General features: G+C 34.8%; 10 protein-coding genes. 9 read left to right on the forward strand and 1 reads right to left on the reverse strand.

Translation table 11 applies throughout. The features are described from left to right. Nucleotides 1-34: 34 nt before the first annotated feature. From M899_RS14105 to M899_RS14140, 8 genes are all read left to right on the forward strand, one after another. Nucleotides 35-1294 carry an Hsp70 family protein gene (locus M899_RS14105; RefSeq protein WP_021272206.1) on the forward strand — a complete coding sequence of 420 codons (1260 nt, stop codon included), beginning with the start codon at nucleotides 35-37 and terminating at the stop codon, nucleotides 1292-1294. Between the two features lie 140 nt (nucleotides 1295-1434). Next, on the forward strand, nucleotides 1435-2430 hold the full coding sequence (locus M899_RS14110) for a hypothetical protein (RefSeq protein WP_021272196.1): 996 nt from the start codon (nucleotides 1435-1437) through the stop codon (nucleotides 2428-2430). Between the two features lie 21 nt (nucleotides 2431-2451). Then, a complete protein-coding gene (locus tag M899_RS14115; protein WP_021272121.1) occupies nucleotides 2452-3093 on the forward strand; it encodes a hypothetical protein in 642 nt (213 codons plus the stop codon). Further along, a complete protein-coding gene (locus M899_RS14120; RefSeq protein WP_021272214.1) occupies nucleotides 3072-4019 on the forward strand; it encodes a hypothetical protein in 948 nt (315 codons plus the stop codon). The genes M899_RS14115 and M899_RS14120 overlap by 22 nt, the downstream gene beginning before the upstream one ends. Next, the gene (locus M899_RS14125; protein ID WP_021272179.1) at nucleotides 4016-5746 is read left to right on the forward strand and encodes an ankyrin repeat domain-containing protein; all 1731 of its coding nucleotides are present in this window, start codon (nucleotides 4016-4018) and stop codon (nucleotides 5744-5746) included. Before M899_RS14120 ends, M899_RS14125 begins: the two co-directional genes overlap by 4 nt. After that, nucleotides 5743-9849, forward strand: coding sequence for an ankyrin repeat domain-containing protein (locus M899_RS14130; protein ID WP_021272227.1), 4107 nt, complete (start codon nucleotides 5743-5745; stop codon nucleotides 9847-9849). The genes M899_RS14125 and M899_RS14130 overlap by 4 nt, the downstream gene beginning before the upstream one ends. Nucleotides 9850-9902: 53 nt before the next feature. Continuing rightward, entirely contained in the window at nucleotides 9903-10115 is a 213-nt protein-coding gene (locus tag M899_RS14135) for a hypothetical protein (protein ID WP_155897224.1), read from the forward strand. A 120-nt stretch (nucleotides 10116-10235) separates the two neighbouring features. Then, the gene (locus M899_RS14140) at nucleotides 10236-10697 is read left to right on the forward strand and encodes a hypothetical protein (RefSeq protein WP_021272151.1); all 462 of its coding nucleotides are present in this window, start codon (nucleotides 10236-10238) and stop codon (nucleotides 10695-10697) included. 39 nt (nucleotides 10698-10736) lie between these two features. On the opposite strand, the gene M899_RS14145 is transcribed toward M899_RS14140, so the two are convergent. Beyond that, entirely contained in the window at nucleotides 10737-11108 is a 372-nt protein-coding gene (locus M899_RS14145; protein ID WP_021272182.1) for a hypothetical protein, read from the reverse strand. 215 nt (nucleotides 11109-11323) lie between these two features. On the opposite strand from M899_RS14145, the gene M899_RS14150 reads away from it, so the two are divergent. Continuing rightward, entirely contained in the window at nucleotides 11324-13402 is a 2079-nt protein-coding gene (locus tag M899_RS14150; RefSeq protein WP_155897225.1) for a hypothetical protein, read from the forward strand.

The following is a 13402-nucleotide window of genomic DNA, read 5'->3' on the forward strand; positions in this document are numbered from 1 at the left end:
AATGGTCTCTTTTCTTAAAGTAAGGAGCGCGACCGTGAAAGAATTTTATGCCATCGACTTTGGTACTTCGAACTCCTTACTTGCACATATTGATGCGTCTGGAGTTTCTAAACTAATCCCCATGGACCATGACGGAGACGTTATGCTTAAGTCCCTCATTTTTACACCAACATTACGTGAATGGTATTTTGGTAAACATGCTATTGAAATGCGTGAGGAAAATGACGGAGAAGGACGCTTTTTTAGATCTATTAAAAAATTTCTGGCCGAATCAAATTTTAAAGGGACTGAAGTTCACGGACAGATGATGCCCATCGAAAAACTTGTTTCTACATTTTTGAAACATATGAAAAAACAGGCCGACAAAGCGACTGGTAAAGATATTAAAAATGTCGTTCTTGGGCGTCCTGCTCGTTATTCATTAGATGATGAAAAAGATAAACTGGCAGAACAAAGAATGATGGCCGCGGCCAAACTTGCAGGCTTTGATGAAATTCTCTTTTGCCCAGAGCCTCTTGCCGCCGGTTTAAGTATTGCTAAAAGTGAAACTGAGGAACTTGTAATGATTGCGGACTTTGGTGGGGGGACGTCTGATTTTACCATCCTGAAAGTTCACAATAGAAATTATTCTACAGATGACGTTATGGGGATGAGTGGTGTTTTTTTAGCTGGAGATGCCCTCGATGGTCGTATGATGAAGGAGTTTATTTCTCCACACTTTGGCTCTCGCATTGAATATCGTATTCCCTTTAATGATGGTCTTTTAAAATTTCCTAAAAAACTTATGAACATTCTTTGTTCACCCGCTCATATTTCAGTTTTACGTGAAAGAGAAACTTGGGACTTTTTAAAAGAAATTCAAACATACAGCGTAAATGAAGAGTATAAGAGACAATTGTCACAACTCTTTATTTTAGTAGAGGAGCAATTGGCCTACCCAATCTATAGAGAAATTGAAAAAACCAAAATTGATCTCAGTTCAACGCCTGTAGGTCATTTCCAATTTTTACACCCAGGAATCAAAATCCACGAAGATATTTCAGAAGGGGATTACAAAGAATCTATTTCTGAGGTGGTGGCAAAAATTAAGGATTCAATGTTGGAATCATTCACTCAAAACGATCTTGAACCAAAAGATATTCAAAGAGTCTACATTACAGGGGGGACGGGTCAGTCACCTTATATTCAAGAAATGCTTAGAAATGTATTTGGCGCCAATAAAATATCTGGAGGAGAAGTCTTCCAATCTGTTATTAGTGGTCTTGCCGAATTTGCAAAACTTCAACAGTTATAACTAGATAGCTTTTTCCACGAAGGTCTTTTTATAAAAGAAGATCTTCGTGTCTAATTCTTTTACGGCCTTATAAATAGTACCCTTTCAATATACAAATATTCCTGAACGACTATAGTTTCTAGTTATTAAGGAGTATTTCTATGATTAAGAATTTGATTCCATTATTGATTTTATCAACTGCACTTGTGGCCTGTAATGAATCTGGCCGAAAGAGCAGCGTTAGCAATGATAATATTACAAATCTCGTCGCAACAGCTTCTATGACAGAAGTTTCCTTAGAGAGAGTTAAGAAAATTAGTGCTGGCGGACTCGACTTCTTCTACGATCCTGAAACACTCTACTTTGAAACAGCGGTTGGCAATATATTAAGAGATAGGGCAAGTGGTGAGCGTGTTGCTGAAATCACTTTGATAGAAGGTTCTACGATCAAAGGTGTCACTATTGATACTTCAGGGACTAATCCAAAGCTAAATATTAGTAATGGTGAAAGATCTCTTAGCGTTGAAATTTTAAGTCTTAAAGATGTAGAGCGCATCCTTCCTCATAATATCTATGACAGAAAAGGTGGCAATAAAAAGAATATTCTTTTTGATACAATCACAGTTTCTAAAGAAGATAGGGCCCAGTATCAAAACTATGCCCAAGACGTATCAGAAGCACCTATTCAAAATCTAACGGCAAATATTCTCGATATCGGTCCCAAAAAAATGGGAACTTATGAATTTTGGTTCAATCATGAATTAAAAATGGTTCGTGAAAATGAGCGCACATCTCTTAGAGAGCGCTCTTTTGAAATTATCGAGAGCATTGATATGACTAGTGCTGAAGAAGATAATTTTAAAGTTGAAGTTAGCTACAAAGAGTTGGATTCAGAATACAATATTTTCGAATTTGTTATTAGAAATGTAGACGATAATGGTGCCTTTGTAACTTCGAATCCTATAAGTGCTCTAGGACATAAGTGTAATGGTTTCCGCTACAGCTCAAGCATTACTTCCAAGCGCGTAGAAGATGGAATCAAGTACACACTTCCAGTGAATAAAAGCATGGTTCAAAACTGTCTAAAGTCTGATCAATTGACAGGAAAGATCTATGTTTTTGACAGCTTACTGAACTTTAAGGCCATTAATTTTTAATTATCTAAAGGGAGAACCTTAATGAAATATCTTATCTTTGTTGGCATGTTAATTGCTTCATTTGGAGCATCAGCAAATTACTGTGAAAACAGTCTCGTGGAAATTGAGCGATATATAAAAAATGAATTTCCTGTGGCCCCAATTATTGATTATGGCTGCTTGAATTCATCAAATGAATATGTAAGAGGGGCCCTAGATATTTATGCTGAACAACTTGAAGGTTTGTTTGTCAGAATCGAAAATTTAGAAGATGAGGCCAAGCAATTAAGGAATAAATACTTAGGTCAGATTGATAAAATTGAAGAAGAAATACTCGTTGATCTTGGAAATAATGCTTTAGATAAAGGAAAAATCTTCCAAGCAGTAGTTAACCTTAGTCAAGATATTGCCGTGAATTCAAGATTATTCATGGTGCAAAGAGATAATATGATTGCGATGGGCTCTTTACTAGGATTGTTTTTGCCCCATTTAAAAGGTGATGATGTCACTGTTCAACAAAAGCTGGGTTATGAGTCTGTTGAAGAAGTGACGACACTAAGAAACTATTTAATTGATTACGGTAGGGACTTAAGAGACGCGCCAGTAGAAATTCAAGTAGCTCTTGATCAACTGGAGTCGGTAAATCAAAGAATAAATTTAATATGGAAAAACTATTTGCAATAATATTCTTCGTATTTTCTCAGGCCATTCTAGCAGATGGCCTTGAGCTTTCTGCTGGTCAAATCCTCTCATTTCGCAATTTCGAACTCGATAAAAAAGAACAAGTTTATAAGGCCCATCTCGAATATCTCATTTTAAACGATAAATCATACTTTCTCGTACCTGAGCGATTTTCAAATAAAAGTGTAAAACTAGTCATAGATAATTTAATCGTAAAAGGTGAGGCCTATCTTGGTCAAACATTTGATGAGAACACAGGTGTTTTACAAAATGTTGGGAACCCTGGAACTTATTATTGGCAAAAACACGTTGCACGCGCTGCAAATGGTAAAAATGGAGTTGATTATTCTCAAGATGATAAACCTGAATATGGTGGCGGTGATCGTGGTCGTGATGGACGCGATGGCGAAAATGGAAGAAGTGGACGCAATTCTATTAACCATCTCGTAATTGATGCCAATATCTCAAGACTTGATAAGTTAACGGTCTTTCTTGTGGCCCAAAGTGGCGGCCATGGAGGAAGAGGAGGAAGAGGCCAGGCCGGTAGTGATGCAAAATGTGATCGCAACGCAGGTGGCGATGGCGGAAATGGTGGCGCTGGTGCTATTGGTGGTGCTGGTGGCAGTGTTGGTAATATTACATTTAAATGGAAAGCTATAAACCCTATTCTAGAAACGGGAAGTGCTCCTTTTGGACTTCACTTTGTTCAAATTCCAGGTGCCAATGGCTTCCCTGAGGCCGGTGGTCCGGGTGGTAATGGCGGTGACGAAGTTGTTTGTAAAGTATTGTGGCAAAAAGTAGGAAGAAGAAGTGGTGGTCATGCTGGGCATGAAGGCAGACATGGTTGGGATAAAATTGATAAAACGAAATATTTACAATTAGGAAATGTAGGTAAGGTTGAAGTCATCAACAAGGAGAGAAGCGAATGAAATTCTCTCTTATTTTTTCAATGATGATTTTCTTCAACGTACAAGCTAAAGAATTAGACCTCTCGCTTATCCAAAGTGGAGAGTTAAAATATGAATCTTCTCTAGACGCCTCGAATCTTAGTGGCAGCAACCTTTTTTGTCGTAAAATTATCGCCCAAAACGTCAATTACACTGAATTCGGATCAAGTATTTATACTGAGGATTTATCATTTCGTAATTTGATGTTTAAGCAAAATGAAAATAAGAGTATTCGCTCTGTTGTTTCACAAGATTTGCTCGATATTGCTGATCTTTATCCTGAACTGGAAGTTAGCTTAAGTGACATTCAATTCCTATCAGAGTGTGAAAATAGTGATGCACGCTTTAATAATATCTATATCCTCGATAAGGGAGATCAATGTGGCAAAGCGGTTGAGCTGAAAAAAGCTATTTATGATCCCATTAATAATGAACTTTTAAATATTTCAAAAATTGATATCTCCGTTTCAGCGAAGACCAAGATTTTTAATCTTAACTATGACGACAAAATTCTCGTTTATGAAGACAATAAAATTATTCTTCTGAATAAGTTTAATGATAAATCAATTCTAGTTGATGTAGATTTCAAATCTGAGATTGTTGTGGGCGCAATCTCCATAGATAAAAATATCTTCGTGATCGCAACTTATGATATTGAAGGGGTAAAGCTTTATAAGTTTCAGCAATCTTCATCTGAAAATGGATCTAAAGTCGCACAAATATCTGTTTTGCAAACACAAATTGCTAAAATTCATCTGCCAACTGAGAATGAAGGTATTTCAAACTTTGATGAAGTTGTGAGACAATTAAAAAACGAAAAAGAAAATGTCGCTAATTCACTTAAATTTTATCTTAATTCAAAAAGAGGCTATGAGACAATTGATTTGATTGTGATATCAAGTACCCCGTCATTTCTCAAATACCATACTCAAGTAAATACTGATAAATGGATTTATGAGGGAGCACAAAGGTATTCTTTTTTCAATACTTTCACAAGTGGCCTAAAGTTTATCCATTCATATAAAATAGAATTTCAAGACAATTTTAGAATCGTCAACTCAAATAGTGTAAGCGATTCAGAAGTTCCATCATTAATCTTTTCTGGTGGCCATTTCCCAATCGATGGTCAAGGACGTGTTTTAAAATTCAAAGATACTCAACTCCATATAAGTGGAAATAATATCTTCAATGCTTATGAAATGGCAGCGACTAAGAATAATGATTTTTGTTCTCCACTTTCTATTATTTCTGATAGAACTGATGATATTTCGAAAGGCGGAATTAACGATTTTTATAATGGTAAAACGCACCTGACGATGGCCGTTAAGAAAAAGGATTATAATAAAGTTCTAGAACTATTAAGCGCTGGTGCAGATGTTAATAAAAAAGATGTTTTAAGAAAATCTCCGATTGATTACGCTTTATTAGTTAAAGATAGTAATATTTTAGAACTCCTCTTTTTTAATGGTGCTACGCTAAAAGGCACGGGTTCAACTTCCATAATGAATTTATTTAATAGATTATTCGACAATGCAGAAATTCAATCTGCACAAGAATTAGAGAATAATGCCAAGATTTTTAAAACTTACTACAAGCATATATCAACTCTTGAATCTCAGTTCATTAAAGTTGATGAAATGTTGAAAATTAAGGCCGTCGTACAATCAAGCTCGGTTTTAAAACCAGTCATCGGGGAGATTCTTAAATGATCTCTAAACTAATTATCCTCGTGATGACTTTGTTAAGCTTTAGGGCCCACTCATTATCTTTAGATACTAAAAAACTTATTGATGCAGGCAATCTTTCAAGTATTGAGAAACTTGATACTAAAGAACTTGATGGTGCCTCTCTTGATGAGGCCGGAAGATCGGCACTCATGTATGCAATTCAGAAAAAAGAGTATGGGATTGCAAAATATCTTATCACGAGAAATCTAGGTGTGAATGCGCGTGATTACCTAGGGCGATCTCCTTTATTGTTTGCCGCAATGAATGTGGAACAAAGTACATTTATGTCATTTCTATTGGAAAGTGGCATTGATTTTTTTGCTAAAGATAGAAGGGGACGTGGCCTTGATTATTACATGGCCAAAAATAAATCTCAATCCATTCAAAAACTCATTAAGAATAAGGCGCTATCTCAAAAAGGGCCATCGAAAGAACAAAATTTGGCCCTTCAAAAAGCCCTTGATTCTGGTGAGGTTTCAGAAATTGAAAAATACCTTGGTCTTTATAAAACCTTGCATTTTAGTATTGATGGCAAGGGTGTCGTCGAATACTTGATAGTTTCTGGTGCCATTAAAAAATGGAGTTTAAAAGTTCTTGCAAAGTACGGTGTTGATGTTCTTGCAGATGGTGTTGCTCAAGAACTAATCAAAAGTGAGCTTTTTGAACATTTTAGAGAGATCTCAAAATATAAATTTAATCTTCAAGATGAGAACAAAAGAGATATTATTCAATTGGCACTGGTTCACAAGGCACCAAGTGATATTACTGTTGATCTTATTAATAGGCAGCGAGATCTAGCAATTAGTGATATTAATAACAATAATTATCTTCATTTGGCCCTTACGCATGATTCAGATAAACGAGTATTAGATATCCTAAAACAAAAGGGTGTTAGTACCATACAATATAATACTGAAGGTAAGTCTCCCGCAATGATTGAAGTGGATCAATCTAGTCCTGAAGAGATATTGACTATTTTAAAGGCCAATTCAAATAATCTAAATGTTAAAAATCAAAAAGGTGATGATCTTGTTATGTATATAGCAAAAGTATCACCTACTGTTATCAAAAATAATATTCAATTGATTCAGTCTTTAAAATATGACTTTAATTCAAGAAATGATCTAGGACAAAATGCATTATCTATTGTCGGTGTTAAGCTTGATAGCTCACGCATTGATTCGAAGGATTTAAATAAAATACCAGAAGCTAAAAAAGATTTAAATCAGCTTAATGAATACAAGGTTGATGGTGCTTTTTCTCACAAAGAAATTTTGGAAGACTCTTATCTCGGTGATCGAGTCTTTGATGATCTTGTAAATTCCCTTGTTTCGGAACATTTAAAAGATTTAGAGAACCAGTATATTCAAAAGTATCTTTCTCATGATGACAGTAATTCTGATTCATTAAAACTTGATATTAAAAGTAGAAAAAATGCTATCAAGCAATTAGAAAACAATTCTCATAACCTCGCATCACGTGAAAGAGAACTTTTAGCTTTATTAGAGAGCGGTCGCTTATCAACTCGTGATGGGGACTTTAGAAGATCTCATGAGCAATATAGTCAATTGACGAACGAATTGATTCAAAAAGTAAACGAGTTAAAAAACTACGTTAATTATATCAATGAAGATTTCACGGAGCTTTCTTCCAAAAAATCAGAACTCGAATCGATAATTAACCTTTTTAAAGGTGGTAAAGATAAATTTTCCATGGAAATAAAGGATAAAAGAGACTTTCTGACAAATTTTAAAGAAGAAATCACTATTACCATTAAGTCATACGAAGCTCAAAGAAGAAAATCTCTGGATTTTATTCGTTATGAGTATGATGACGCTGTATCTCGTTTAAATGATGCTAAAAATAATCTTAATGAAGTTGGACATAAAAGAAATCGTGCCGAAAATGCCTATAATGACCTATACAATAAGCGTAAACAATATGAAGCAAACGAAAACCACCCTGGACATAATCCAAATGATTGTCAGTGGACTGGATTAAAAATCTCTGCTGATAAACGTCTACCAGGTTTAGAATCAAATATGAAAGCTAGCGTTAAAGAATACGAGCGCTATGAGAGATATTACCAAGAAGCGAAAAGCTATGAGAATAGAGTTTCTAATAAATATACAAAAGAAAAATCTGTTGTTGAAAAGGAAATTTTAGAGTTTCAAAAAGATCAACAAAATCGCTTCAAGACTATTGAGAGAAATACAATTAACGAAATTTCATCACTTGAAGGACAAAGAGAGCTTGATTACAATGAGGTTTCGGCCGAAGTTACGGCGCTTATACAAAATGTAGAGTTGAAATATGGTCCTATTGATAGCGTTACTTCTTCATGGAAGATCATTTATGATTATGCCTCACAATTAAGTAGTGTCGATAGTCTCAAGTCTAAGGTTGCCTGTTTTTTCGGTAGCAGTTGTTCACCACTTATCGATACAAAAGCTCTAGAAGGCACTAAAATAGGGGACCAGTTTATAGCTCTATCGTCTCAAATTGCTGCTACCTACGAGCAGTATATGCACAAAGAGCTGCAATTTAACTCAGTTACCCATTTACAGCGCTCATTTGATCAAACTGTTAGTGAACTCAATAGTGTTAGGCAGAATAAAGATTCAAATGCTTTAAAAATCCGTGATTACAGAGCTGAACTAGGCCGATTGGAAGAAGAACTTTCTTCTTTACAGTTGGGTGAAAACAAAGACTTTTCTGATTTGCTGGAGTTGGAAAAACGCCTCTATCAAGGGTTGGATGTTTCCTTAGATAGCTTAAAATTAAAACGTGCTGATCATGGTATCAGAAGTACCCGCGGCTTAAATGAATTTACTAAAAAAACTGAAATTTTAGAGTATTCACTCCATTTGTCTGATATTAGTGATGAGGAAATTATCTCTAAAACCCAGTTGTCTTCTGAAAAGACGGTATCATATTTGAATCGTTGGTTTACTATTTTGAGTGAAAAGGCCCAGTCCCAATCAAATACTGCCATTAGTTTTTATAATGAAATTAATCGCATGATTTTTATCCGTGCCTTAATGAGCTCAACATCTTTTCAATTAGTGAAGTCCGAGCACTCTGAGACTTTGGTTGTAACTATTTCTGGTCAAGAATTTCTCTTAGGTGAGGATGGTTATCCAGTAAGTTTAGAAAGTGATAACCCCCTTGATTTCGAATTAATCACAACTGGAAGTGCAAGGGCCAGTGCAATTGCCTTCATTGAAAAGTTAAAAGAGAAATTTCCTGATTTGACAAAAGAAGATCTGGAAAGAAATCACGACCTAGCGATTGTAATAAGCTTACTTAAAGAAGTGGATCAGTTCAATGATTCACAAAAAATGCTCCAGTATTTAGAAATTGCAGAAGTTATGATTGCTCCCATCGCCCTTGTTACACCAGCGGGTGTTGGGTTGAAAGTCATTCCTGCTATTTTTGGTCTTTCAAAATGTGCAGCCGAGGCCATAATTTATTTCAGAACAGGCATGTATAGAACGGATTCGAGTAAATTTTTATGGTCATTAACTTGTTTCGTAAACGCGCTGCTATCGACTTCACTTAAAGCTGATAAGATTTATCATGTTTTTGATGAGTTCGTTGCAAATATTATACCTAGTAAATTGTTTATTAAGCTTTTAAAAATTTTTATCAAAGACGATATTTCTAATTTAAAGAATACTAAGTCTTTATTTCTTTTTATCGAGACTTTATTTAATGCTAAAATCACTGAATTTGATAATTATATTTTTAGAGATAATAGGAATAAAATTGAAGCAAAAATTAGTAGCTTTATAATCAGTGTTAATAATCTTGTCAGTTCAGAAGAAACAACGGTGAAATTATACAATACTGATATTGTTGCGAGAGGGTTTAAAGTTGTAAAACCATTTTCATTCAATTCATTCAAGTATCGTGATACAATATTTATGAATGTATGTGATTTATCAAAAGATGAGTTACAAAATCTTCTTGCAGTTAAGTTTGGTTTTGAAGAATCTATTATCGATATAAATTCATTTAATTATGATATGGGTGATTCGCTCTATAAAGTGAATGGTGAAAAATGTCTTATTCTAAAAGAATAATTAAATTCATAGAAGTTTCTATTTATATAATTTTATTCACTAATCTTATTTTTATGGAAAGATTTTTAGGCCAAGATAATATGGTGTACTATGGTTTGACCACAATTCCTCTAGTTGGTTTTATAAACTGGAAATTCAAGCATATCTCTTATATTCAGGTCTATACGGCGATTGTTTTTTATTTTCTTCCAGTCATTAAGTATTTTATAGAAGTACCAAGTACTGATAACGTCTATATTAACTTTGTGAAATTTCAGTTTCTTTGATCATCTCGTCCATCGTAGTGTGGCAACCATGCCTTACAATCTCTTCATGAATTAAGCTTTATATTTTTCATTCGATGTGCTTCGCAGTAAGAGTAGGCGAGCTCATAATAGGAGAGGGGCATGAAGGGACTATTTATTTTATTTTCACTTTTATCAACTTCGATGGCATTTTCGCATGAATTGAAAGTACGTTGTAATAATATCCTTCCTGATCAAATCCGAATTGAAAATGGCTCGATCGTAACTGATTTTTTTGTTCTTTCTGAAAGACTTGGATATTTTGATGAGCAAAGAACACAGTATGGGCTTATTCAGTCTGTGGAACTTCTCAATGCACAAGGTGATCTTGTTGAAAGTTTAAACGTTGTAGGCCAGTTTTATCCTGGCACTGAATGTGGGCCATCAAAAATTGTGGCAGATAATAATTTTTCTGACGAACCTGGTGAAAAGGGCACAGTGAAAATTACTATAGAAATTGAAAATACGTGTGATGCTAAAAATCTAAGTTCTTATACTCTTGAAAGAGAGGGCAAGGCGCCCGTTGTGAAAGCGTTTACGGAATGTTCTTACGTGAGAAAATAACAAAAAAAAAGGAGTACATAAGTACTCCTTTTTAATTTCTTAGATATTTTCTTCGACTTTAACTGTCTTTGTACAAGAATAACCAAGTGTATATGTTTTTGGAATTGGTAAGTAAATCCATGTCCCCATATTATCTATAGATGTTTTTCTTAAAAAATCTGTTCTAGTTACTTTTTTAATTTTAGCTTTTGACTCTGAAACAATCATACAATGCTGTTCAGGAATGGCCCTTTCCGCACATTCTTTGATGGCCTGTTTTTTTACAAGAGCATCGATATCATGTGTAAAGCATGCCTGTGCTTTCTCTTCTGTTCTCGGTCCTTCAAATTTGAATTTGAATGAAATCGCCCCCGAACCAGCAAAAGACGAAAGAGTCGTAAGAGTTGCCAGTGTTAGCAGAATTGCTTTCATATTATTCTCCTTGTTGTTTTCAACAAATATTATGTGATTTTTGAAAATAATTAAGCACCCTCATAGAACTTACAGGCCGTGATTAATTTTTAAACACTTTCACATGATTTTTTAAACGTATTTTCAGTTACATGGCCAATTCTGTTTTTTGGTTAGTCTATGAAAGAAATTCATGGTTTAAGACCCAAGCCCTTGAATTTGTTAAAACTGTATTTATGAAATCCTTTTATCTTCTGTGTGCTCTTGGCGCATTTTTTTATAATTCTGTCATCTATGCTGCTTCTTTGAAAACTGATGGCGCTTGTTTTGATCTTGTCCAAAAAATTGAATCTTTAAAGTCTAGACAACGTATGACTTGGGATGACGATATTATTAAGGCCTCTTTCTCATACCTCTATAGTCATCATGAAAATAGTGAAGTGCTTACGAGGGATGTCTTGATTAAAAATAGTGATGAGAAGGCCAACGAGCTACTTTCAAGTTTTCTAGGTCGTGACATTAAAACTCAGGCCCTCCTAAAAGCTGCCCAAAGATCAACAGGTCTTAGTAAGTGGGAAGATATTGAAAAATTTTATGATATTAAAGTCGTTGCAAGGCCAAAGCTTGTATGGAACAAAGACAAACTCAAAAAGGCCTTTGAGTACCTTTTAGAGCACCATTCAAACCCTCAGTCTGTTACGATGTCTACTCTCAAACGTAATCAAGATAAAGAAGCAAGTGATCTTATTTCACAATACTTTGGTTATCCGATGACTTCTACCGTTCTAGCAAATGGTGCTAGAAAAGTCTTAGGGACAGAAAATTGGGAAGAAGTGAAGAAGGCCCTGTATATCGCTCGATTTAATTCTGGTGTTATGAGATGGAATGAACAGAATCTGCAAGAGGCCATGCAATATCTTTTGAAATTTCACTCAGCTCCTGAAACTCTTGTTCAGGATTCTTTCAGATTTAATCTTGATAATGAAGCTACTGAATTACTGAGAAAATTTACCAAAAGAGAAGTGACTACAAATAGTTTCCTTTATGGGGCCAAACGACATTTAGCTGATTTTCAATTTGATCAATTTAAGTCTGAAGTGATGGGCACTTTGGCAAAGAGATATAACATATCCGAGCAAAAAGAATTTGCGAGAAGATTGAAAGTCAGTATGTTTCAAGGTCTCTCTGTCAATGAAAGGGACGATAAACTCAAGGATATGGCGTTTAAGTATTTTGAGGAAATCATTGAAAAAGAGCGTCTTCGTGGTTGGATTAAAAAATTCAATTATAATTTTTATAATAACATTTATGATGTCCCAAGTGACATTTCTAAAAAGAATCTCTTTATTAAAGAGCTTAAAAAATTAAGACCATTAGAGGGAACACCTTCTGAGAATATTGCAAAAGCAAGAGAGATTCTTCTTAAGTATTATAAAAATGACATTTCGATTAGTCTATTTAGGAATTATATAAAAGAGGCCTTTCCATTAGATTATGAAAAATTTTATTTAAAACGCGCTACAGAGAAAGATTTCGAGAGAATTAAATTAATTCTAGATTCTCGTGGTTATCCGAAAAAAACAAATATTTTGAATAATCATATCTTTTTGGCAGAAGTCTTTCGCGAAGTCGTTGGAAAAGATATGAGCAAAGACGCTCGTATTAGATTTATTACCCGCTACTATCCAGAAGACCATCATCTATTTTTTAGAATGGTTTACAATGTTCGTGATCTTGGAGTTCTCGTTCGTGAAGAATACGAGAAAATTAATGATGCCAATTTTGCTGCAAATACAGTGAAAGAAAATTCCACAGCTCTTTTGCAGGCCATGCATACTATCCTAGGGGATTCCTATAATCCTTCTAAATTACACATGGCCTACTGGGCCCTTCGTATGGACTTGAATCTGTATGATTTCGACTTATCTGAATCTGTTCGCAATTCAGCGCAACTCTTTTATGACGTTACTGTTGCGAGAAAGGTCGGAGCATCTGAAGATAGAACGGCCATTGTTTTCAAGGATGATAATGGACAAATAAACTATGAAATCGAAGACCTTTCTTCTGATGTTTTTGAAGAAGTCGCGGCCCAAGAGGAGCTAAAAAGAGCAACTGATTGGATAGAGTACTACGGAGTTGAAAATCCTATTGTTCAGTTTATTTTGAAATCCATAATCGATGCCAATGTCACGAATATGTCACTAATCGTAAAAGTTTTAGCAAAAGTATATACCGAGGACGAAATTCAAGAGGGTTTAAAAGTCTTGTCAAATGATAAGATCCTTTCATTAGCTCTTCTTGATTGGGCCTCTTAA

This window comes from Bacteriovorax sp. BSW11_IV (genome assembly GCF_000447755.1).
In the GTDB taxonomy this organism is placed as follows: domain Bacteria; phylum Bdellovibrionota; class Bacteriovoracia; order Bacteriovoracales; family Bacteriovoracaceae; genus BSW11-IV.

Bases quoted from the DNA above. Each gene is read 5' to 3' on its own strand.
- M899_RS14140 (WP_021272151.1), top strand. From the start codon at position 10,236: ATGAAGGGACTATTTATTTTATTTTCACTTTTATCAACTTCGATGGCA.
- M899_RS14135 (WP_155897224.1), top strand. From the start codon at position 9,903: ATGGAAAGATTTTTAGGCCAAGATAATATGGTGTACTATGGTTTGACC.
- M899_RS14145 (WP_021272182.1), bottom strand. From the start codon at position 11,108: ATGAAAGCAATTCTGCTAACACTGGCAACTCTTACGACTCTTTCGTCT.
- M899_RS14130 (WP_021272227.1), top strand. From the start codon at position 5,743: ATGATCTCTAAACTAATTATCCTCGTGATGACTTTGTTAAGCTTTAGG.
- M899_RS14120 (WP_021272214.1), top strand. From the start codon at position 3,072: ATGGAAAAACTATTTGCAATAATATTCTTCGTATTTTCTCAGGCCATT.
- M899_RS14115 (WP_021272121.1), top strand. From the start codon at position 2,452: ATGAAATATCTTATCTTTGTTGGCATGTTAATTGCTTCATTTGGAGCA.
- M899_RS14110 (WP_021272196.1), top strand. From the start codon at position 1,435: ATGATTAAGAATTTGATTCCATTATTGATTTTATCAACTGCACTTGTG.
- M899_RS14125 (WP_021272179.1), top strand. From the start codon at position 4,016: ATGAAATTCTCTCTTATTTTTTCAATGATGATTTTCTTCAACGTACAA.
- M899_RS14150 (WP_155897225.1), top strand. From the start codon at position 11,324: ATGAAATCCTTTTATCTTCTGTGTGCTCTTGGCGCATTTTTTTATAAT.